General features: G+C 35.0%; 18 protein-coding genes. 9 read left to right on the top strand and 9 right to left on the bottom strand.

Features of this window, described 5'->3' with window-relative positions; genetic code table 11:
- Positions 1–37: 37 nt before the first annotated feature.
- The gene (locus EJ01_RS04515; protein ID WP_048081515.1) at positions 38–1,399 is read right to left on the bottom strand and encodes an NAD(P)/FAD-dependent oxidoreductase; all 1,362 of its coding nucleotides are present in this window, start codon (positions 1,397–1,399) and stop codon (positions 38–40) included.
- 162 nt (positions 1,400–1,561) lie between these two features.
- Here EJ01_RS04515 and arsM point away from each other — a divergent pair, with 162 nt between their 5' ends.
- Genes arsM through EJ01_RS04530 form a run of 3 tightly spaced genes read left to right on the top strand, consistent with a single transcriptional unit; the run spans position 1,562 to position 3,379 of the window.
- Entirely contained in the window at positions 1,562–2,332 is a 771-nt protein-coding gene (gene arsM / locus EJ01_RS04520) for an arsenite methyltransferase (RefSeq protein WP_048081516.1), read from the top strand.
- A complete protein-coding gene (locus EJ01_RS04525) occupies positions 2,329–2,679 on the top strand; it encodes an ArsR/SmtB family transcription factor (RefSeq protein WP_084689140.1) in 351 nt (116 codons plus the stop codon). The genes arsM and EJ01_RS04525 overlap by 4 nt, the downstream gene beginning before the upstream one ends.
- A gap of 43 nt (positions 2,680–2,722) precedes the next feature.
- Positions 2,723–3,379, top strand: a complete 657-nt coding sequence (locus tag EJ01_RS04530) for a DUF166 domain-containing protein (RefSeq protein WP_048081517.1) — start codon at positions 2,723–2,725, stop codon at positions 3,377–3,379.
- A 31-nt stretch (positions 3,380–3,410) separates the two neighbouring features.
- Here EJ01_RS04530 and EJ01_RS04535 read toward each other — a convergent pair whose 3' ends face one another.
- Complete coding sequence (locus EJ01_RS04535; protein ID WP_048081518.1) at positions 3,411–4,592, bottom strand: site-2 protease family protein; 1,182 nt, start codon at positions 4,590–4,592, stop codon at positions 3,411–3,413.
- Positions 4,593–4,704: 112 nt separating this feature from the next.
- The gene (locus tag EJ01_RS04540; RefSeq protein ID WP_048081519.1) at positions 4,705–5,919 is read right to left on the bottom strand and encodes a molybdopterin molybdotransferase MoeA; all 1,215 of its coding nucleotides are present in this window, start codon (positions 5,917–5,919) and stop codon (positions 4,705–4,707) included.
- A gap of 600 nt (positions 5,920–6,519) precedes the next feature.
- On the opposite strand from EJ01_RS04540, the gene EJ01_RS16360 reads away from it, so the two are divergent.
- Both EJ01_RS16360 and EJ01_RS04550 read left to right on the top strand, forming a co-directional pair.
- The gene (locus EJ01_RS16360) at positions 6,520–7,149 is read left to right on the top strand and encodes a hypothetical protein (RefSeq protein WP_052375841.1); all 630 of its coding nucleotides are present in this window, start codon (positions 6,520–6,522) and stop codon (positions 7,147–7,149) included.
- 182 nt (positions 7,150–7,331) lie between these two features.
- The gene (locus EJ01_RS04550; RefSeq protein WP_048081520.1) at positions 7,332–7,730 is read left to right on the top strand and encodes a TIR domain-containing protein; all 399 of its coding nucleotides are present in this window, start codon (positions 7,332–7,334) and stop codon (positions 7,728–7,730) included.
- 275 nt (positions 7,731–8,005) lie between these two features.
- On the opposite strand, the gene msrA is transcribed toward EJ01_RS04550, so the two are convergent.
- Positions 8,006–8,500, bottom strand: coding sequence for a peptide-methionine (S)-S-oxide reductase MsrA (msrA, locus tag EJ01_RS04555; protein WP_048081521.1), 495 nt, complete (start codon positions 8,498–8,500; stop codon positions 8,006–8,008).
- 344 nt (positions 8,501–8,844) lie between these two features.
- On the opposite strand from msrA, the gene EJ01_RS04560 reads away from it, so the two are divergent.
- The 4 genes from EJ01_RS04560 (at position 8,845) to EJ01_RS04575 (ending at position 12,768) form a co-directional block, all read left to right on the top strand.
- A complete protein-coding gene (locus EJ01_RS04560) occupies positions 8,845–9,759 on the top strand; it encodes an ABC transporter ATP-binding protein (protein ID WP_331275700.1) in 915 nt (304 codons plus the stop codon).
- 18 nt (positions 9,760–9,777) lie between these two features.
- The gene (locus tag EJ01_RS04565) at positions 9,778–10,974 is read left to right on the top strand and encodes an ABC transporter permease (RefSeq protein WP_048081522.1); all 1,197 of its coding nucleotides are present in this window, start codon (positions 9,778–9,780) and stop codon (positions 10,972–10,974) included.
- Positions 10,975–11,074: 100 nt separating this feature from the next.
- Positions 11,075–12,214, top strand: a complete 1,140-nt coding sequence (locus EJ01_RS04570) for an ABC transporter permease (protein WP_048081523.1) — start codon at positions 11,075–11,077, stop codon at positions 12,212–12,214.
- Positions 12,215–12,423: 209 nt separating this feature from the next.
- Complete coding sequence (locus EJ01_RS04575) at positions 12,424–12,768, top strand: hypothetical protein (protein ID WP_048081524.1); 345 nt, start codon at positions 12,424–12,426, stop codon at positions 12,766–12,768.
- Between the two features lie 117 nt (positions 12,769–12,885).
- Here EJ01_RS04575 and EJ01_RS04580 read toward each other — a convergent pair whose 3' ends face one another.
- From EJ01_RS04580 to EJ01_RS04600, 5 genes are all read right to left on the bottom strand, one after another.
- On the bottom strand, positions 12,886–13,905 hold the full coding sequence (locus EJ01_RS04580) for a hypothetical protein (protein WP_048081525.1): 1,020 nt from the start codon (positions 13,903–13,905) through the stop codon (positions 12,886–12,888).
- Positions 13,906–13,983: 78 nt separating this feature from the next.
- On the bottom strand, positions 13,984–14,544 hold the full coding sequence (locus EJ01_RS04585) for a diacylglycerol/polyprenol kinase family protein (RefSeq protein ID WP_048081526.1): 561 nt from the start codon (positions 14,542–14,544) through the stop codon (positions 13,984–13,986).
- Between the two features lie 35 nt (positions 14,545–14,579).
- Positions 14,580–16,757 carry a phosphoribosylformylglycinamidine synthase subunit PurL gene (purL, locus tag EJ01_RS04590; RefSeq protein ID WP_048081527.1) on the bottom strand — a complete coding sequence of 726 codons (2,178 nt, stop codon included), beginning with the start codon at positions 16,755–16,757 and terminating at the stop codon, positions 14,580–14,582.
- 307 nt (positions 16,758–17,064) lie between these two features.
- On the bottom strand, positions 17,065–20,205 hold the full coding sequence (gene ileS / locus EJ01_RS04595) for an isoleucine--tRNA ligase (RefSeq protein WP_048081528.1): 3,141 nt from the start codon (positions 20,203–20,205) through the stop codon (positions 17,065–17,067).
- A 688-nt stretch (positions 20,206–20,893) separates the two neighbouring features.
- Positions 20,894–23,698: a CARDB domain-containing protein gene (locus EJ01_RS04600; RefSeq protein ID WP_048081529.1), complete on the bottom strand. Its 2,805-nt coding sequence runs from the start codon at positions 23,696–23,698 to the stop codon at positions 20,894–20,896.
- Between the last annotated feature and the right edge of the window lie 176 nt (positions 23,699–23,874).

Genomic DNA, 23,874 nt, shown 5'->3' on the forward strand with positions numbered 1-23,874 from the left:
TTGATTAAAAATTTAAATAAAAAAAGTTTTAGGAGAACTAATCCTGTTCTTCCTTATTAACTGATTTTAATTTACTGCAAGCATCTTCTGCCGCTAGAATAATTGGATCTGTGACCATTGAAACTGGAGGGGCATATGAAAATTCTGTAGTTGCAAGTTCAGAGCAGGTAACTCCTTTTGTTATAGCGAGTGACATTATGTCTACTCGTTCTGCAACTCTTTCTTCACCAATCAGTTGACATCCGATGATCCGCCCTTTAAGGTTATTTATAATTTTAACATCAATTCTTTTTGCCCCTGGATAATAACGGGCTTTGGTAAGCGCTCTAATTTTACCATATGTTGCATCTATCCCGCTTTGCCGTGCTGATGCAACTGTTAGACCTACAGCACCAAATTCAAGTTCTCCAACCTTTGAAACATTGGAATTTAGAACAGGTTTGAATTCTGCATTTATTCCTGTAATGTTTTTGGCCGCGATTTTTCCCTGTCTTACAGCTGTTGTTCCTAACATGGATTGAGTACTATCTCCAGTTATTGCATCGAATACTTCTACACAATCTCCAACTGCATATATGTTTGGTATGGACGTCTGCATTTTTTCGTTGACCACTATTGCCCATTTTCCAAGTGTGCATCCTGCCATTTCCGCCAGCTTGGTTTTAGGTCTGACTCCAGTAGCCATTATAACCAGATCAGCGTCTATAACGTTGTCTTCAAAGACAGCCCCTTCTACATGTTCATCACCTGTGAGTTTATCAATTCCCTGCCCTAAAATCACGTTTATGCCATGTTTTTCGAGGTAATCCTGAACTATTGTTGCCATATCTGGATCTAGTGACCTTGGAATAATTTGAGGCAGCATCTCAGTCATTGTAACATTAAGGCCCTTTTGTCTGAGTGCATATGATACTTCTACACCTATTAGACTTGCCCCTACAATCACTGCATTTTGGCTTTTTTCAGCCCATTCATTGATTTTAAGACCGTCTTCAATGGTTCTAAGCTTGAAAACACCCTTTAGATTAGTACCTTCAATTGGAGGGATGAATGAACTCGCCCCGGTTGCTATAACGAGATAGTCATATGAAAGTTCATATTCTTCTGTTTTTTCGTTTATGAGACGGTATTTTATTTTATTTTCGCTGCTTGATATATCAAAAACTTCTGCTTGAGTTATGATCTTTATGTTCTTTTCAAGGTAATCTTCTGCTTCATGCATAATGATATCCTTAAAATTCTCTACTTCCCCACCTAAAACATAGGGGATAGCGCAAGGGGAATAAGCAATATGTTTTCCCATGGTAATTACAGTTATTTCCGCATCTTTATTGTATTTTCTTATGTTAGAGGCTGTTGAAAGCCCACCGGCTCCAGCACCTACTATTGCTATTTTCATTTATTTTTTCACCTTTCGGAATTAGACACTATGAATTTTGTAAGTTCAAAGTATATAAGCTTGAATTTTTGTTGTTTTTTATATGAAAAATCAATAATTTTATATTTAATATATCCATATATTTGGATATATGGAATTAAACTTATTGACATGGTGCATATAATGGATGGAAAAGAAATTAAGGAGTTTGTAAAGGGTAGATACTCAAAAATAGCGACAAAAGAGGAATCTTATTGTTCTTGCTGCTCTGGAGTTGATTTAACAATTGAACAGGCTAAAGCTGCAGGGTATGCCCTGGAAGATATTAAAAGTATACCTGAAGAAGCTGTTTTTGGGCTTGGGTGCGGCAATCCTACTGCACTTGCAGATCTTAAAGAAGGTGAAACAGTATTAGACCTTGGATCTGGAGGGGGAATAGATGTTTTTCTTGCAGCAAACAAGGTCGGTGAATCAGGTAAAGTCATTGGAGTAGATATGACTGAAGAAATGGTAGAAACTGCCCGTAAAAATGCTGAAGAAGGTAAATATGAAAATGTTGAATTTAAACTGGGAGAAATAGAAAATTTACCCATTGAGGGTGGTTCGATAGATGTTATTATAAGTAATTGTGTAATTAATCTTACACCTGATAAATTTGCTGCATATAAAGAAGCTTTTAGAGTTTTAAAGTCCGGAGGGCGTATTTTAGTATCAGATCTGGTGACAGAGGGAAATATACCTGAAGAAATTAAACGCAGTTTTGATGCATGGTCTAACTGTATTGCGGGGGCTATGGAAAAGCAGGATTATTTAGATACAATAAAAGACGCAGGATTTAAAGACATTCAAATTGTTGAACAGCACTTTTTCACAGAGCCAAATATGGATGAGAGATTAGTGGGAAAGATCACCAGTGTTCAAATTAAGGCAGTTAAAATGAGATGTATGTCATGAAAACCTGTGAGATAAACGGTAAAGGCGAACCATGCAGTGGGCAAATTGAGAATTTAAAGGAAATTTTATCTAAAGTTCCTTCTGATGAAACTTTTGAAGTCAGATCAGATCAATTTAAAGCAATTTCAGAACCCACCCTGCTTAAAATACTTTATTTATTGCAGGACAGGGAGTTGTGTGTTTGTGAAATAATTATGGCTCTTGAAAAGCCTCAATCAACTATTTCACATCATTTAAATGTACTTAAAAATGCAGGGTTTATAAAAGGACGTAAAGAAGGGGTATGGATACACTATAAACTTATTAATCCAGAAATTGTTGGTTTAATTGAAGATTTAGTAAAATAACTTGAATTTATATAAATGGGGACTGTTTTAGGAGATTGAAAAGATGTTAAAAGTTGCAATAGCTACAGATGGCCCGTACGGAGAACGTGCATATGAATATATAAGTAAAGAATTTGACACAGATTTTATTGAGCTTGAACCACCTGTATCCATGTTTGCAGATGAAATTGAGATACCTGAAGATGCATTAAAACGGCTGGAAGGTGTAGATATGCTGATAACTTATGTTCTTCATCCAGATCTTGCTCTTGACCTTGTTGAAATGATCCATGATAAGGTAGGGTGGGTAATCGTGGCTGCCTGGAGAGGAGAAGGGTTTAAAAATCAGCTTGAAAGATTGGGAAATGTTACATGCCCTGAAAATATGTGTGATCTTCAAGAAAATGGCAATCCTGTATTTGATGAGTTTGTATCCAAATTTGGAAGGCCAATTGTTAGGGTAAACTGCCAGGGAGATAAAATTGTTGATATAGAAGTTTTAAGGTCTTCTCCATGTGGCTCAACATATTTTGTAGCTGAAGAAATGATAGGGCAGGATTTAGAAGATGTACCTGTTAAAGCAGGTCTCAGGTTGCAGCATTATCCTTGCAGGGCTCCTAAAATGAGACTATTCGCCGATGACGAGTGTAAAAAGGATATGGCATCTAATTTCCATAAAGAGGCTTTTGAGGACGCAATAAAACATAAAAAGAAAAAATAAAAATAAGTAATATAGCTTTATTAAGCTATACTTAAGCTATTGCAGGTATAATAGTTGCTCCTATTAGAATTACAACTATCATCCATGAGAATACGGAGACTGAATTTGTAATTCTGTTTGCCAGGTCCTCTGACATTTTAGAGGATAATATCTCTTCCAGCATAAGTCCTCCGTCAAGTGGTTTTGCAGGAAGTAAATTAAAAGTCCCGATTCCAATGTTTAAGAAGAATATCCAGTAGAACAACCAGTATAAACTGTAAAGGAACCATGGTATTGTATCTCCGTATTTGCTGGCAACATCTTGATTAACAGTCAAATGGTTTTGTACAATTACTCCTAGATAAGCATGGTTTGTATTGTTTGAGTTTGCCGTTGCTTTAAGTTTAAACGTCCCTTGGTTAGTCGTAATGTTAACTTCTTCACCGGGTTTAATTTTAGTGCTTAATATATCAGTAAATGTGGTTAAATTCGTCACTTCATAGCCGTTAACATGAGTTATAACCATTCCATTTTGTAGAACTCCATAAGCTGGAGTATTTGGCATGGTATTCTGGACTTCTACTCCTTGAGGATGGAAAGATGGGGCAATGAAAAAAGACGATAATGCAGTTAGAAGTAAAAATGCAATAAACGCTACAACTATGTTAGACATAGATCCTGCAGCATAAATTCTGAGCTTTGTAAGTCTTGATGCTTTTTTAATCCCTTCTTCATCTGGTTCAACAAATGCTCCAGGTATAACTGCAAGCATAAGCAGTCCTATTGACTTGATTTTAATTCCATCAGTTCTTGCCAGGATTCCATGTGCAAATTCATGAACAACTATAACAACTACAAGTCCAATTAACCCGTATACTAAGGGGACATTAAAAGATGATCCTGGAATGCTGACCCCTGGGATTGCAATACCAACGCTGGATACTGTTGATGGTCCCTGGACGGCAAATATGTTTTGTATGATAGTTCCCAGTGAGTATAAAAGCAGTGGGAGGTTTAAAATCATAAAGAACACGCATATGGGCACTCCAATATTCATGCTCCATCGCCAGAACCTGGGACTCTTTTGAGCAATAGAGTCAATAAAATCCCTGAGTCGAGTGGTTTTCCTCATTAAAATAGGGCCACTTATCTCAATTTTTAGTTTATCTCTGAATAAAAGGGCTACAGCCCAAATAACAATAAATGCAATAGCATAAAACTGTAAAGCGTCCACTTAATCACCTTTAAATTCATATAATAAAGCAAGTATTTATTAATATTTATTTGCACAATGATATTAATTATAAATTTTGTCAGTCTGAAAATTTAACTATGAATCTAATTAGTTATACCTTTAACGAATCGTAAAGTAAAACGTCACATTCTTCGCCTTCGTTTATACCCTCAACATTTTCTTCTATCAATATATAACAGTCAGATTCAACCATAGATCTTATAATTCCAGATCCATCTATTTTAAGGGGCTGTACTAAACTGCCTTCTGTTTTTGCTCTAACATAATCTGTTCTGCCAAGTGTTGATGCAATTTTCCTGGATGCTGTTTTTTTAATGATGGGGAACTCTTTATGAATATTCTGCATTTTAAGAAGGTAATTACGAGTGAAAATATCGAACTGCACCATTGAAGCTACAGGATACCCTGAAAGCATGAATATTGGGGTTCCATTTATTACTCCAAATCCAAAGGGCTTTCCAGGTCTTATGCCCGCTCCATGAATTAAAACTTCTCCCATTTCATCAACCACATCTACCACAACGTCTCCTTTACTTATTGCAGTGCCGCCAGTGGTTATTATGGCATCACATGACTCTAAAAATGTTTCAATTTGTCCTTTTACTTTTTGCGCATCGTCAACACAATGGGTAAGTTCTGGAACTGCAAGGGTACTTTCAACGAGTGCTTTTAAGGTATAATAATTTGAATTTATAATTTTGGCCCCTTCGATATCTGATTTAGACATTACAAGTTCGTTTCCAGTAGTTATCACGCCTATTTTGGGCTTTTTAAATACATTTACTGTATCATGGCCTGCAGACGTTATTATTCCAATATCTTGTGGTCTTAAGAGTTCCCCTGATTTTAGGAGTTCATCGCCTTTTTTAAAATCTTCTCCAAATGGAGCAACATTTTCCCCTGGAAATAATGTTTTTGAAGCTTCTAAATCATTGTTTTCTTCGTAGGTATACTCTTCCATGACAACTGCATTTGCACCTTCTGGTATCGGCGCCCCAGTAGCGATTTTTATAGCTTCCCCTTGCTTTAAAACTATTTTTGATGTATCGCCAGCACCTATTCTATCTACAACTTTTAAATATGCAGGACTGGTTTCAGAAGATCCGAATGTATCTTCAGCTTTTACGGCATAACCATCCATAGCAGATCTATCAAAGGAGGGAGAATCTAAAAGTGCTTTTATATCCTCTGCAAGGACTCTGTTATATGCTTCTTCAAGAGGAATCCTTTCAATATCGAGTTTAATTTCAATGTTGTCTATGATTTTTAGTGCATCCTTAACTGGTATCAATTCAGATATGAACATTTCAGTCTACTTCCACAATTTGATTGTAATGGATTTTGAGTATAAAAAGTAGTTATGTATATGATTGTATGTAAGTTATAGTTTTATGTGGTTGACTGTACTATAAATCCGACTTTGGAAGGGCATTTTAAATAATAAAATTTTCTGTTAATTTGGAAAATATGAAATTTTGTATCATTTCTGTTATAACATGTGTTTAATGGTTAATTCTGTAAATAGCGTATTTTAGATTGTATTTTTGTCATTTATGTGTTTATAGGGATTATATGTATGAATGAACTTGATAGTAAATACTATACATAATTTGAACGTGTAATTTAGATGTATAATAGCATCAATTAGTGACAATTTTTCCAAATGGGGTTTAATTAGAGCTAATTTAGTAAAAATACAAACTAAACGCACTAATCTGTAATTCGACATTTAAATACACTTTAAGAGAGTCTTAAATCTAAAAAAGAGAGTTATAAGGGCTTTTTTTCGACAAAAAAACCAAAACATTTATATATGCTGTAAGTTGATTATTGTTTTGTCCAAGAAGTACTACGTAGGTGTATTAATACTTTTGGACACGGAGGCGGTATAATTAAGCGACAATCTATGTATGCTTTGCTAATAGCAGTAGCTATGGCAATAAGCATTTTGCCCTCTGCGGTGGGGGCATCGGACCAAAGTGCATCGGATGATAATGCTCAAATTGGTCTAAACGAACACAAAGACGTTTTGAAGGTGAATGCAGCGTCCAGTGTAAAAGTTAAAGTATGGTATAAGCACTGGTACAAACACTGGTATAAACATTGGTATAAATCCCACGGTAGATGGTACTACACATGGAAGTACACTTGGAAATATACCTGGAAATATTATTATAAATACAAAACCAGTACAGTTAAAGCAGCATCAAGTTCCAGTAGTTCATCTTATACATCAAGCGGTAAAGCAGATACATTCAGCGACCCAAAATTAAACTCAATTATGAAATCAGCTGCAGGATACGGCTACCGAAGTGGAGTTAGTACTGCTTCTGGTTTAGTTAAATACCATGCAGGTGATTGTTGGGCATACAGTGCATATTTAAACAATAAATTCAAAGCTGCAGGCTACAAATCAAGAGTAATTCAATACGCGACAAGTTATTCCAGCAGGCACAGATCAGTTCAACTATACCAAAACGGAAAGTGGAAAACAGTTCCTTACAGAGCTTATGGATATAATTATTTAATTGTATAATACATGCAGTTAAATCCATGATTCTTTAGGGCTGAGCTACGGTTTAAGAGGTGAAGATCGTTTTAAACCCTTTACCTCTTTTTAGATTTTAAGTATTTCTATTTTTAAATCAAAAAATAAATTACTAATTTTATCCATAATTTCTATTAATGATCATTATCATTAAATTGTAGGTAGATGAAATGTTTGAATCAGAATCAAAATTATATAACATATTTATAAGCCATATAGGTCAAAATGAGGAAGAATATAACACGTTTACTGAGAAATTGGCAGCAGCACATGATTTTGAGTTTAAAAACTATGGGATACTTGAAAAAGATAAGATCACTGGAGAAGAGCTTCAAGAACAGATAATGCCTGTAGGGATTGTAATAATTCTTTCAGGGCTGTACAATAAGTATAAAGATATTATAAAGAAGCAAATAGACATTGCAAATAAATTAGAAAAGCCCATAATTGTCATCAGGCCTTACGGTATGGAAAATGTACCTCCTGAGCTTGAAGAAGCTGCTGTAGATATCGTAGGATGGAATGCACCGTGTATAGTTGATGCCATAGTGGAAAATTATTTGGAGTAATTTTAAGTGGCAGAGACTGTACTTATTGAAAACCAGTATTTTTGAATTAATTCGTTATACACTTGCAATGTATGTCTGGAAATTATCTAAGTTCTTCCTAAATAGTATTTTTGTAATACACTTGTAATTTATGTCAAAAATCACTATTTTGTATTAACTCTATCACTCAAAAAATCATCGATTTTTGGACGGTCTCGCTAAGCTGCGGAAAAAAGAAAATGAAGTTATAAAAATATTAAAAAACAAATTAGTTAACTCTTTTATACTCAAATTTTTTAGAACCTGCAGCTGCTGCGTCCTCTTTTTTTCAAATACTGCTGGTGGTAATCTTCAGCCATGTAAAATTTGAATTTATCTGCGGGTACAATTTCGGTTACAACATCTTGATTATACATACCAGATTGTTGAAGTTCTTCCTTTGAAGCACGTGCTGCTTTTTCCTGCTCGCTGTCGTAGTAGAAAATTACAGATCTGTACTGTTCACCTATATCTGGCCCCTGTCTGTTAAGCGTTGTGGGGTCATGGATCTTCCAGAAAATATCCAGTAATTCATTGTAGGTGATTACTGAAGGATCATAGGTCAATTCTACTGTTTCCGCATGGCCAGTTCTTCCAGAGCAAACATTTTCATAGGTCGGATTTTCTGTATGACCTCCCATGTAACCTACCGCAGTAGATATGACACCTTTTGTAGTCCTAAAGGTTTCTTCAATACCCCAAAAACAGCCTGCTGCAAAAGCGGCTTTCTTATATTTATTTTCATTTTCCATTTTACCACGCTTTTATAAATCTAATTAAGGAGAAATACACTTGAAGAACGTTTTTTACAAATAAGATAATTTAAGTATTTTTTATTATTAATGTTTTGTGTTACCACTTTTAAAGTTATTATTTGATTAAATATTGCAATAAAAAGTTGGATAGTATCAAATATTAAACAAGGAGTTGCTTTCTGTTTGTCAGATTTGTATAAACTATTAATATTGATAACACATCTAATCAATATCTCTAAATAGTTAAACAGTACAAATTAAGAATTAACTTTCAAACGCTAAGTTGAGGAAAATTCTATGAATTTCCGAACATAAAAACAAGGTTTTTAAGGGGTTAGACTTTGGACTTAAAAGAAGATATGATTAAAATAGACTCCCTCACTAAATATTTTGGTGAAATACAGGCATTAGATAATTTAAGCCTGAATATTAAGAAAGGGGAGCTTTTAGGGATCATAGGGCCAAATGGGGCTGGAAAGACCACTACAATACGGATAATATGTGGTATATTGAAACCAGATATGGGGACGGTTTTCGTTGGTGGACACGATGTTCTGGAAGATCCAATTACAACTAAATCAATGATAGGGTACCTTCCAGAGGAGCCAAATTTATATGAAAGGTTTAAAGCACGCGATCTGCTTAGATATTTTGGTGAACTTTATGGAGTCCCAAAAGAAAAGCTTAACGATAGAGTTTATGAGCTTCTTGAGCTTGTAGGAATGGAAAATCGTGCAGAACATAAAATAAACACATTTTCAAAGGGATTACGTCAAAGAATTGGTATTGCAAGGGCTTTAATCCATGATCCAGAGATCATTATATTTGATGAACCTACAATGGGACTGGACCCTGCTACTGCACTTTCAATTAGAAGTTTTATAGAAGGCCTTAAAGGTGAGAAGACCATAATTTTGTGCACTCACTACATGGAAGAAGCTGATGCGCTTTGTGATAGGGTCGCGATTTTAAGTGGGGGTAAAATCAGGGATATGGGCACTCCTGATTATCTTAAGGCAAAGATTCACGGCCAAACTATACTCCAGATAAAAATGAACCATGCAGATATAGATACTGATAAAGTTCTTAATTTTAATTCTGTAGAAAATGTAAACTTAAAGGGTAAAAATCTGGAAGTATCTTTAAATTCTAAAGAAGATATTTCAGACATAGTTAGCCTGATTGGACATAATGTAGTATCTGTAAATACTAAAGAGCCGTCACTTGAGGATGTATTCATTCATGCTGTGAAATAGATATTTCAGGGTTTTATTATGAGATTTTCAACTATAACTAAATGGGAGTTTAAAAATACCCTCTCGAGCAGAAAGTTTTTGATGATCTTTTTAATGCAGCTTTCTGTCTTAGTTTTAATGATAGTTTTCTTAAACATGTTCATTGGCAATATAGAATCTGAAAACGGTGTTACATTGTCTCCCTCTTTGACAAACTTCGCTTCAATCGGCGTTTCAGATACAAGTGGCTTATTTGAAAAACAATTAAATCACGAAGTTCTTGGTATAACTCCACTCGGAAGTAATGAATCGGTAAACCAGGTTAAAAGTGGTAAGGCCACAGCTGCGTTGATTGTTCCTGAAAATTCTATCGGTAAAATAGATACTTTCCAACCTATCACTTTAAATCTGTTTGTTGATTATGCCGATCCGAAGAGGAGTGTGGTGACTGAGGAGGTAAATTCTACAGCTAAAGCTATTTCTTCTTCTATCTCTAATCAATGGATAAGTTCACTGGTCCCTTCCACAAGTACAATTGAACCAGATGTTAGGGAGGAAAAAAAAGGAGAGTCCTTACCATTACAGCTTATTAAAAAAATGATGGTTTCAATACTACTTTTTCTTCCCCTTTTCCTTTTTGGAAATATGATCATAGACAGTATTGTAGGTGAAAAGGAGCGAAAAACAGGAGAAATATTGATAGCAATGCCTTTGAGCCATGGAGAAATTATAATTGGAAAAAATTTGGCAGTAGTTTTAGTAATAGCTGTTCAAGTAGCACTATGGATTCTTATACTTTTAGTGGCAGGTTTTGACCTTAAAAATCCTATTTTAGTTTATTTAGTGATTATATTAACCTCTATTCCGATCGTAGGGATAACAAGTGTCATAGCAGCATATTCTAAGAATTATAAAGAGGCAGGGATTGGATTAAGCTTTATTTATATTGGGATTGTCGGATTTCTCGTGATCCCTGCCCTTGCTTATATCTCAAGTAAGTCAGCCGCAGCTAACATCTCTCCAATGACCCTTGTAATGCGGCTGTTTTCAGGCGATTCCGTCTCTATGACAGATTTAATGATTCCAATCAGTTCTATACTTATTATAAGCGCCATATCGTATTGGATTACAATAAAACTCTTTGAAAGAGACGATATAATGTTTGGGCCAAGGCCAGGTATAGTAAGGTTGGCCCTTGAATTATTGGGTATTAAGAATATTTCAAAGGCGAATTAAATATGAATTTTATGTACATATTAAGCCACCGGGCTTTTAGGAAAATTAACTAAAAAGATGTACATATGAATTTAATCATTCATAATTTACAGGAGATAAAATGAAGGTAATAGCACTTGCAAAAAAAGAAGCTCAAGATATATTAACCAACCGAATTTACATCATGGTTGTTTTTGTTCAGATATTTATAATTCTTGGAGCATTTGGTTTAGGGGTAGGGAGTGCTGTTATAACTGATCCTGGGCTTCTGGATAAGTTCGGAGTTACATCCCATCTTACAGTGGGAATTTCTGAAGATTTAAAAAATTCAACAATTGCAAATGATCTAAGTGCCCAAAAATTAAATGTAGTCTATTTCAAAAATATGAGTAAAGCTGATAAATTGCTTGGATCAGAATTAATTGCAGTAGTTACGGTTTCATCTTCTCCAAAACAGGATATAGTTGTTCAATCAGATACATCTAATCCTTTTTACCCAATAGTATCTGAAAAGATAAGTGATGCTGTAAATAAGTTTAAATTAGAAAAGAAACTGCAATCTGCAGGAATAAGTAAAGAAATGATCCAGAAAATTGAAAATCCTGTGATTTTAAATCAAATAAATATTAATGAGGATAACATAGCGAAATTAGCCTTAAATACTTCTTACTTTGTGGAAATAATGTATGGATTCATAGTTCCATTTGTTCTTCTCCTTCCATTTTTCCTTGCAAGTAACATAGTAACAGATAGTATTGTGGGGGAAAAAGAGAGGAAAACATTTGAAATGCTGCTTATGACCCCTATTTCAAGTTCAATGGTAGTAATTGGAAAAATTTTACCTATCCTTTCATTTTCGCTGGTTCAGAGTATTGCATGGATCATTTTACTGAATTTACTTGGGGTTCCTATTTATAATGTATTTGTTTTAATTTTCATGCTCATTTTCGTCGGTTTAGCATTTATAGGGATTGGAATATTGATCTCAATGCTTGTTGACAGTACTAAAGAAGCAAATTCAGCTATAACGCTTGCTTTAATGTTTGCAACATTTGTCTTTTTCATGCCTCTCTTTATAAAAATGCCGTATCTTGAAGGAATTTTAAATATTATTCCCACAGTTTTAATGGTTAAATTATCTTCAACTCCAGCTGTCCCATGGAATATTATGTTTTTTTTCATTCCTGCGATTTTAGTGTCTACATTAATTTTTGCACTGGCTGTAACATACTTTAGACATGAAAGGGCTATAAGGCTCTAAATTCTTATTTATATCTTAAATTTAATATTTTGATAGTTTAAATGGATTACAGGATTTTTAAATTATAGTTAGACCACAAAATTTTAAAATATATAATAATAAATCTGTTTTAGCGTATAAATAATAGCTATAGCTTTTAATTTTAATTATTTCTTAAATATTTAACAAAGATTTAAATATTTTTAATATAAATTTATTCTTGTGGTATCATGTCTGAAGATCTTAAAAAATTACATGAAGAACGCTTGGAGATTGAAAGCAGGATATATGATGAGCTGAATAGAATTGCAGAAATAGTAAATAGTTATACAAAGGATGGAGATGAAATAGAAATCATCGCTAACACTTCTTACAGGCTGCGCGTGGCTGAAGGGGATATAGTGGTTATAAGAGATACTGGATCTGTGTTCTTTAAAGATTTAAGAATCTCCACTGAATATCAACTGGTTAGGCTAGTTTTAGAGCGTCGAGAAGAGATTTTAAGCAAGTTCATTGAATTCAATGAACGCATGATCAAAATGGGAAAAAATATCAGTGAAACTTATCTTGAATAATATTATTTCTTCTGTTTTTTAGTTTTTTTTAAATTAATTTTTACCACAAGGTAGCATGTAAAATCTTATTTTAATGTGGAATATTCAGGCCAAAAATAAAATTTCTGCAGGATTGAGTCACACCCAAGCTTTATAATTCCATGAAAGCGCAAATCCGCTGCACTGGCCTTTTAAATCAGGAATCAATTTGAGTAAAAGCGGTTTATCAGATAGATCCCCAGGTAATTCAACTATTGTTTTATTTCCTTCTTTTTGAATACTTAAAACATCGTAACCATTTAGGCTTATGTTGTCTACAGGGTCTATAATTGTTAATTCATGGAAATCAGTATTAGATCCAAATACGCTGATTGAAACCCTGAGAATAATAATCAAGGCCATTATGAGAGCTGGCTTATATAAATCTCGCGGTGAAAAAGGTTTTTTGCTGATATAATAAATTATTAGGAGACCAGCAAGAGCAATCCATGCAGGGTAATCAAGCATTCCTCCATCAAGCATTGTAATAAGTGATAGGGTCAGGAAAAATGCGAGCAGCACTTTATAAAGGTCTCTTTTTTCGCTCAGTGCAATAATTCCGGCTATATAAATCAGCGGGAATGTAATTAAGATGATAAGTGAGAATGGAACAGTATACTGTGCCAGTGGGACTCCTGTATTTATAGTTGAAGAAACGTGTATTCCCATCGAGTGAATTACATAGCCTAAAACTGATTTAAACGCATGACTATGTGTTAATGCAGTTGTGCTGAATTCATTTCCATTATAAGACACGAACATGGTGAAAAGGGACACGCCAAGTTTTATTCTTATCCAGACTTCAATGAGCAGTCCAACTATATATGTAAAGAATATAGTTATTATGGTAAATTTAAGATATTTTTGGGCATCTATTTTTAAGCTAGGGCTCAGTGATGATATTCTCTTTCCAATTAATCCTTTTGATTGGAATAAAGGGTAAAATAATAATATACTGCCCATAACGGCAAAAAGAATCATAGATTTGCCTTTAGATGACCCTTCCATAAGATGATATGTAATTGTTAGGATGGTACTGTCCAGGAAACTTGTAACAGCAAGTAATGCTGCAAAAAGAATCATAATGATTCCAATGATGTTTAACTTGTTTAGACGCAATATTTCACCGGCTTAATTTAATTATTCATTGTATATCATGATTACTTCCATATTGAAATTAATTGTTTCATCTCTTTACTATATAAGGTATACTACTAAACTCATTGCAATACCAGCTATCACTGGAATTGGAATATTGTCATCTATAGGGCTGTATGCTTCAGTTATAGCACCACATACTGCTCCAACTAATGCAGGAATCAGTGGAAGTTGAGTTAATGCGCTGATTAATGCCACAATAAAAAATGTAGATGTTCCCACTACAGTTTTTCTTTCATTGAAGGGTAATGGTCTTTTTCCAAATCTTTTTCCGAATATGGTTGATGCAGAATCTCCCAGTAAGAAAATCAATATTGCAGCATTGGCGATGGCTATGTTAAATTTAAATAAGTAAAGTGTCAGTATAATTCCAATAAAGAAATAGACAAAACCGCGTTCATCATTTTTTCGTTTGCATTTCCTTAAAATAAAAGAAAAGAAGAATACTTTTCTATTTTCATCGATTCTAAAAATAGCTTCTACAATAATCACAATTGCTATACACGTGAGTATGGCAATGATGGGGCTTAAAAAAATATTTACAAAAACAATAAAAATACCTGATGCATGAATCAACTGTCTGAAATTTTCTTTTTCCATATCATCAGGCCGTAAAATTTTGTATCATGCTTAAATTAAGCCATGAATTTTTCTATTACTCCATAATATGATTCTTTGAGATTTTCAATATCTACATTTATCAGATTCTGGTTAATAGTTAAAGTTTTACCTCCAACTTCTCCGATAACTGCTGCAGGAGCTTTTATTTTGCTTAATATTTCATCGGCATATTCGCTTTTAACTGTAACAATGAATCTTGCATTGGACTCTGAAAATAGTGCTTCAGCATCGCTCATATCATTATCTTTGGGCACTTTTGAAATGTCCGCGGTTGCTCCAAGATCACTTGAGATTGCCATTTCAGCAACTGCAACGGCTATTCCTCCAGCTGAACAATCATGAACTGCTGTTACAGCATCATTTTCATCTTCACGGATTATTTTTAGAACTGCCTCTGCAGATTCAAATTCGGCGTCCATATTCACCTTTGGAGATTTTCCCTGGACAACATCAAAGACTTCTTTGTGGTATTGGGAACCATCAAGCTCGGGATAAGTTTTTCCTATTAATATGATCTTATCGCCTTCATTTTTGAAATCCATGGTTCTAATGTCTTTTATATCCATTAGTCCTGCAACACCCACAACTGGGGAAGGATTTACAGTTACTCCTTCAGTTTCGTTGTAAAAGCTAACGTTACCGCTTATTACAGGAGTTTCAAATTTATTTGCAATATCTGACATTCCTTTGATACATTCTTTAAACTGCCAGAAAACATCTGGCTTTTCAGGGTTTCCGAAGTTCAGGCAATCAACAACACACACCGGTTCAGCACCCATAGAAACAACGTTTCTTATGGCTTCTGCAATTGCTCCTGCTCCTCCATGGTATGGATCGAGTTTGGTGTGTATACTGTTACAGTCTGATGTAAGTGCAATAGCTTTTTTATCATCAATTCTAAGAACTGCTGCATCATCACCAGGCTTAATAACAGTTCTAATCTGTACTTCGTGATCGTACTGCCTGTAAACCCAGCTTTTACTTGCAATGTTCTGTGAAGAGAGAAGTTTGAGAAGAGCTTCCTGAGAATCGATATCTTCTACTTCTTGATATTCAGCAGTTTCAGACGGTCCGCATCCTTCTTCTTTTGGATTACATGATTCCCTGTTAACAACTGGAGGATCTGAGAGAAGTTCTGTTTGAACATCTGCTATAATTCCTCCTTCTTTCTTCAAAACTAACCTGCCGGTATCTGTGACTTTGCCAATAACTGCTGCTGGAAGTTCATATTTATTGAATATTTCCATTAACGCGTCCACATCTTTAGGGTTTACAACAAAAACCATTCTTTCCTGGGACTCGGAAAGCATTATTTCATAGGGTGTCATTCCTTCTTCTCTAAGTGGAATCGTTGTAAGTTCTACTTCAGCCCCGTTTCCGCCTTTAGCGGCCATTTCTGAAACACAGCATGTTAGACCGCCGCCGCCTAAATCTTTAAGCCCGACCACGTCAATTTTATCCAGTGCTTCAAATGTAGCTTCCATAACCATTTTCTTAGTGAAAGGATCCCCTACCTGGACTGCAGGCCTGCTTTCAAGTTCAGATTCGGTTGTAAGCTCTTCAGATGCAAATGTCACACCATGGATTCCATCTCTTCCGGTGGTACCTCCCATAAGGACAAAGATATCGCCTACATTAGGGGCAGAACCCAGTACAATATCGCTTTTTTTAACAAGCCCTGCACAGATAACATTTACAAGTGGGTTAAATTTGAAATTATCATCAAATTCGATTTCTCCACCGACAGTTGGGATCCCTACTCTATTTCCATAGTCTGAAATTCCTTTTACCACATATTCAAATATGTACCTTGATTTTTGGTCTTCAAGAGGTCCAAATCTTAATGAATCAAGTAATGCGATTGGTTTAGCACCCATTGAAATAATATCTCTAATTATTCCCCCAATACCTGTTCCAGCGCCCCCATAGGGTTCAATTGCTGATGGGTGGTTGTGGCTTTCCATTCCAATAACAAGTGCAAGTTCATCTGTTAGTTCAACAATTCCCGCATCGTCTCCAGGGCCAAGAATGACACGTTTACCTTCGTTCGGGAATAATCTTAAAATAGGACGGCTGCTTTTATAGGAGCAGTGCTCTGAAAACATTATATCAAGCATACCATACTCCAATGAATTGGGGTCTCGTCCCAATTCTTTTTTTACAAATTTACATTCTGAATCTGTTAGGGTCATGATATCACGCTGCAGTTATTATATTTAATTATTGTATATTTTTAAGAGTTATTTGAGGTTTTTTTACCTCATTCTGTTTTTTTAATGGTTATTTTAAGGTTCTCATCCTCAATCTTCCACCTTTCAAACCGGCGAATCTAAGATTTTCGGGGCATGTGAAAATCTATCGAAATTACAAATTTTGATGCATCGAAAACCGTAGGTTTTCGAATGTTTCAATTTTCACGGCTGCAAAACTAAAGGTTTTGCAAGCACCAAAAATTCATAGAATTTTTGAGTGTTTGATCAAAAAAACATTTTAACATTATTATGTCTTTTTGATAGTAATTTTGAGATTTTCATCCTCAATCTTCCATTCTTTTGTATAATCTCCTTCCTGTGCCTCGAAACTCAGTTTTTCAGCACGTACCTCATTGGAGATAAAGTCAAAGAATGGTTTAATTAGTTCTTTGAAGCCTTCATCACATTCTACAAATACCTGAATATTGGCTTCAACATCCAAGTCAAGGTCTTTTCGCATATCTTGAACTCTTCTTATGAGTTCTCTGGACATTGCTTCGGATAATATTTCTTCTGTGACTTCTGTGTTTATGAATACATTTCCAGAATCAAAATCTGCACTTACAAGATTTTCTGGAAGTTCAGTTTCAAATAGGATATCGTCAACACCAAGTTCTATGGTTCTGTCATCAACTTCAACAGAATAACTTCCTTCAGCATCTAAAACTGCTTTTATCTCGGATCCGTCGGCTTCTGTGAGATGTTTCATTACTTTTGGTGCATCGCCCCTGAGTCTTGGTCCAAGGGTCTTTAAATTAGGTTTTGCAATTATCTTGAGGTTTTCAAATTCATCTGTTGCTATGATCTCTTTTGTATTGGCCTGTTCCATTATGACAGCTTTAAGGGATTCAACTGCGCTTAAAACTTTTTTGTCCTCAGAAACAACTACAATTTCACTTACTGGCCATCTAAGTTTGTACCTTGCAACATCTCTTCCCCTTGCACATGCTTCTATGATATCTCTGACGATATCCATATTTTCTTCTAATTCTGTATCAATCAGGTCTTCATTGAATTCCCAGTCTTCCATATGTATACTTTCAGGAGCATCTTCTTCCACTCCTTTTATGAGATTCTGGTAGATTTCTTCGGTAATATGTGGAGTTATTGGGGCCATTGTTTTAATTAGAAGTTTTAAAGCATTATAAAGTGTAAAGTAAGCCCCTAATTTATCAGGATCTTCTTTTTCAACCCATGTACGTCCTCTTATAAGTCTAACATACCATCTGCTTAAATCTTCCAGTATGAAATGATTTATAGCCCTTGTAGCTTTATGGAGATATAAAGAATCTAAAGCTTCTGTTACTTCTTTTGCAAGAGAATTAGCACGTGAAGTTATCCATCTGTCCTCATCTCTTAATTTAAGATCTTTTTCAGTGTACAGTGTTGGGTTGAAATTATCTATTGCCATGTAGGTAGTTGAAAATACATAAACATTCCAGAGAATATTGAACATTTTCTGAACGTTTTTAATCTCATCCCATGTAAATTTCAGGTCTTCCCATGGTTTATTTCCCCAGAGTAGATAAAATCTCAATATATCTGCTCCGTATTGTTCAATGACTTCTTCTGGTGCTACTACGTTTCCGAGGGATTTACTCATCTTTCTTCCCTCTTCATCGAGGGTAAATCCGTGCATTAAAACTTTTTTATAAGGTGCTTTGTCAAAAGATATTACTCCGCACCCTAATTGTGAATAGAACCATCCTCTAGTTTGATCATGTCCTTCTGTTATGAAATCGTAAGGGAACCATTCATCAAACATTTCTTTTTCTTCTGGATAATGTAGAGCTGCCCATCCTGCTACTCCTGAGTCTATCCATACATCTAAAACGTCAGGGACACGGTTCATGTCTCCCCCACATTCGCACTGGATTGTAATTTCATCAACATAAGGTCTGTGTATGAAATCTCCTTCGAGAGTTCCTTTAACTGTTTTCTCTTTTAACTCGTCGATGGACCCTATAACTGTTATTTCTCCACAGTCTTCACATCTCCAGATTGGAATTGGAATTCCCCAGTATCTCTGCCTTGATATTGTCCAGTCTCTTGCATTTTCAACCCAGTTACGGAACCTGCTTTCACCAGCCCATTCTGGAACCCATTCCACGTGGTCTAATTCTGATAACATTTTGTCTTTAATGTCTGTAACTTTAAGGAACCACTGCTGTGTTGCAAGGTATATAATGGGAGTTTTACATCTCCAGCAGAATCCGTACCTGTGATCAATTACCCCTTCTTTAAAGAGTAAACCGTGCACATCTAAATCAGCTATGATATAAGGGTCAGCTTCTTTTACGAATTCACCTTCATATTTTCCAGCTTCTTCTTTAAAAAGCCCTGCTTCGTCTACTGGGCAGAATATTGGTAAGCCGTATTTTTTACCAATATCAAAGTCGTCTGGACCGTGACCTGGAGCGGTATGAACGCAACCAGTACCTTCTGTTAAAGTTACATGTTCTCCTGGAAGTATTTTGTGCGTAAATTCTTTTTGGACAGGTATTTCATCTATAAGTGGGTGTTGATATTCAAGACCTTCAAGATCACTACCTTTCACTGTTTTAAGAATTTCATAATCCTGATCTTCAAATAAAGAGCTAACAAGGGCTTCTGCCATTATATAAACTTCGCCGTTAATATCAACATAAGCATAATCAAAATCAGGATGTACACATACTGCCATGTTAGCAGGGAGAGTCCATGGTGTTGTTGTCCATACAAGCACGTATTCATTGCCGTTTTCAGACTCTTTTAATGGGAATTTAACATAAATGGAAGGGTCTTCTTTATTTTCATAATCGATTTCTGCAAGTGCAAGTGCTGTTTCACATCGAGGGCACCATGTTATAACTCGGAGGTCATTTATAAGAAGGTCTTTCTCATTTGCTTTCTTCAGGGTCCACCAGCAGGATTCCATGTATTTGGTATCAAAAGTAACATAAGGGTTATCCCAGTCCATCCATACGCCCAGCATTTTAAATTGTTCGGTCATGAGGGCCTTATTTTCGATTGCAAATTCCTTACACTTTTCTACAAAATTGGCAATTCCTATTTTAGTTTCAATTTCCTTTTTACTTTTTAAACCGAGTAATCCTTCTACTTTATGTTCTATAGGAAGTCCGTGAGTATCCCATCCAGCCTGTCTACGCAGGTTGAAACCTGACATGCTTTTAAAGCGTAAAAAAGTGTCTTTTATGGTCTTATTCCATGCAGTTCCCAGGTGTATTTTACCACTACAATAAGGAGGGCCGTCTAAAAATGAAAATTTAGGGCTATTCTCTCTTAATTTATCTGTTTTTTGATATATACTGTTTTCATTCCAAAACTTTTGAATATCGTTTTCTATAAGCTTTGTATCGTATGATCTCTTGGCCTCTTTTATTGGCATTTTCATTCTCCTTGCGGTATTTATAAATTAAATATAAGAATCAGTTTTCTGTAAAAATTTTTGTACTTCATTACATTTTTTTCATTAATTTATTCTTGATCTATATCTGATTCGCAGATATTTAAAAGTTAACGCATATTTTTTGAGGTAATAGTATTTTTTTTGCGAAATAGAAAAAGATATAAATACCTTTAATCTTAACTAGTAGTGCATCCCCTATTACAACGATACTATTTTTAATACTGATCGTATCGCCTCCGGGGGGATGTTACACCTACTAATTTTTATATAATATCACTATACTAATTATGGCGCCCCGATCACCCTCTTGTTTGAACTCTCAAATGGGGCGTCAATTCTTATAAAAATTATAATTTTACCGAAAAGCTTATTAATAAGTTATAAAAAAGGATGAATTGCCACTCTCATTTTGGGAAGATTGAGTGGATGGCCATTAATTAAGTAATTTACCTATGTCTTTAGAGACATAGGTATTATACTGAAAAATTTTAGCTTAAAATTAAGATTTATTTGTAATTATATGCTAATTTTTTATATTTACCTTTAAAAAAAGTTTAAATTTAGTTTTAATATATATTATTTTAAAAATTAAAATATTGAGGGATATAATAAAGAATTTAGGGGGAGGTATTTGCCCCTTTTCTCAAGCTAGCTTGAGATCCCTGATTTAAAATATATTCACCCATGTTCCGCTGCTAATTGCATTGTTTGATTTACTTGACTCTGCTACATTGTTTTCTGAATCGACTACCATCTTACAGTAGTAAAGTCCTTTTGCTATAGTTGAAGGTATAGTTAATTTAGTGTACGCTGTATTTGATGCCCCTGCTTTAAGTGAACTAATGTATCGTCTACCAAGGTATGTGGAAGTTATTTTGCCTTTATAGTTTCGGTAGATGTAAATTTTGACATAAAATCCTCCTGATGAAATTTTTCCCTGGTTTTTCACTGTGTTCTTAATAGTCATTGTAGTTCCTCTTCTGTACGAAGTTGATCCTGCACTTACTGATGAAGCTACAAGATCAGGAAGGACTACGTTTATAGTGTTTGAATAGGCTTTTATATTGTTTGATTCGTCTGATTCAAATACTGCATTGGTTGAGTCAACTATTGCTCCAATATAATAGCTTCCCGATAGGCTGGATGGGACTGTAAAGTTTGTGTATTCTGTATTTGATGCACCTGCGTTAAGACCTGAGATATATCTCTGTCCTAGGTAGGTGTCAGATGTGGTAATAGTGCTGTCATTTGAGAGATAGAAGTTAACATAAAATCCTCCTGATGAAATTTTTCCCTGGTTTTTCACTGTGTTTTGGATGGTTATTTTGTCTCCTCTTTTGTATGTGGTTGTCCCAGTGCTTATTGATGTAATAACAAGATCAGGTGAACATACTTCTATGGTAGTTGAGAATGCTTTTATATTGTTTGATTCGTCTGATTCAAATACTGCATTGGTTGAGTCAACTATCGCCCCGATATAGTAATTTCCAGACGCATCATATGGGATTGTAAAGTTTGTGTATTCTATATTTGATATGCCCGCGTTGAGACCTCCTGATATGTATCTTTGTCCTAGGTAGGTGTCAGATGTGGTAATGGTGCTGTCATTTGAGAGGTAGAAGTTAACATAGAAACCTTTTGATGTGGAGCTTCCCTGGTTTTTCACTGTGTTTTGGATGGTTATTTTGTCTCCTCTTTTGTATGTGGTTGTCCCGGTGCTTATTGATGTAATAACAAGATCTGGAGTACATATATTTGTAGTAGTTGAAGATGCCACTATATTGTTTAATTTGTTTGTTTCGCATGTTTCATTTAGAGGGTCAACTACTGCTATGATATAATAGCTTCCAAAGATATTGGATGGAATTGTAAGATTTGTATACGATGTACTGGATGCACCGGCTTTGAGGCCTCCTGATATATATCGAGATCCTAAGTATTTATCAAGTGTAGTGCCGTCTTTTGAGAGATAGAAATAGACGTGGACTGGATTTGAGTTTTTGGTCCCTATATTTTTCACAGTATTTACTACTATCATTGATCCGCCTGTTTGAGCTGTAGCAGGCCCAGATACTGAAGGCATTGTGAGGTCGGCATCAGGTACAATCATTGCACCGCTGAATTTTATATTATTGTTTTCGTTAGATTCAGAAACGCTGTTATCGTACGCTGCATCCACCATAGCTATTATGTAATAATTGACGTTTGCTTTTAAATCAGATGGTAAGGTTATATTTGTCAGTGCACTATTTGATTTTCCGGCTGCTAGACTTGAAATGTAACGAGTATATTCAGGTTCTAATGTGAGGTCATCTGTCATGTATATGTCTTCATTACCGTTTCTATCATCAGTCCAAACGACTTTGTTATCATAGATAGCAGGGTCTATCTGGTTCTTTTTGTCTATAGTTAGCTGTCTTTCGATCCCAAGAGTTAAATCGTACAGGTATATGTCCCAGTTCCCGTTTCTGTTGTCCTGCCAGACTATTTTATCCCCGTAAATTGCAGGATTAATCTGGTTGGATGTATTATTGGTTATTTGGGTTTCAGCATCCGCAGGATCTTTAGAAAGGTCGTACATATATATGTCCCAGTTTTTTCTGGTTGTATTGTACTGCTGCCAAACAACGTTATCTCCATAAAGTGCAGGATTAGTCTGGTTTTCTGAAGATTGACATACTCGAGTTATATCTCCTGTAGAAAGATCATATGTATATATATTCCAGATACCGTCTCCATTATCTTGCTGCCATACAATGTAATTTCCATTAATATATGGATTAATATGGTTAGCACCGTCTTTTGTTATCTGGACGGTCCATTTTCCTTTAGGCATTGCAATATCCCCTGTAATTGAGAAGTCATATAGATATATGTCCCAATTTTTGGTGGTTGAGTTATACTGCTGCCAGACTATTTTATCATTGTAAATTTGAGGATTTATCTGATTCTCATTACTTGTATATAATCGATATATATCTGGTACATTTGGATCAATTGGATCATCTCTGCCTGGGACTTTATAACCTAAAATAGTCCAAGTACCGCTGTAGTTATACTGCCATACAATTACGTCTCCGTAAATTGCAGGATTGGCCTGACCGCCACTAAAAGTGGAAATATAACCGTCTTCTGTGCCTGTGATATTTTTCCAGTAAATATCTGCTCCTAATTGATCATATCTGTAATCAGACCAGACTACTTTATCTTCATAAATGGCCGCAGTACGCTGACTAGCAGGTTTTTTAACTACAGCATATTCATCCTGTATGTAATAGCCTACAGTGAATCCATTTGCTGCTTGATCACCTTGATTAGTCACAGTATCATTTATTGTTACTGTACTGCCTGGTGAAACATTACTTGTCACATTTACAGAAGTTACCGCTAAATCGGGTGATGCTGAAGCTGTTCCACACGTTATCAAGGTTAATATAGAAAAAATAATTAAAATTAATAGTTGCCTTTTCAATTTTTCACCCCTTTTAATCTTATCAAGTTCACACGGGGTAATATTGTACTAAGTAAATATAAATATTTACTTATTTTAAATTTATAAGAAATTAACTTTCATGATATGCTAAATGTATATATTAAACTATTTAAATAGAAATAAACTTATTTAAAAGGTTAAATCTATCATAGAAA

Source organism: Methanobacterium veterum (assembly GCF_000745485.1).
Lineage (GTDB): Archaea > Methanobacteriota > Methanobacteria > Methanobacteriales > Methanobacteriaceae > Methanobacterium_D > Methanobacterium_D veterum.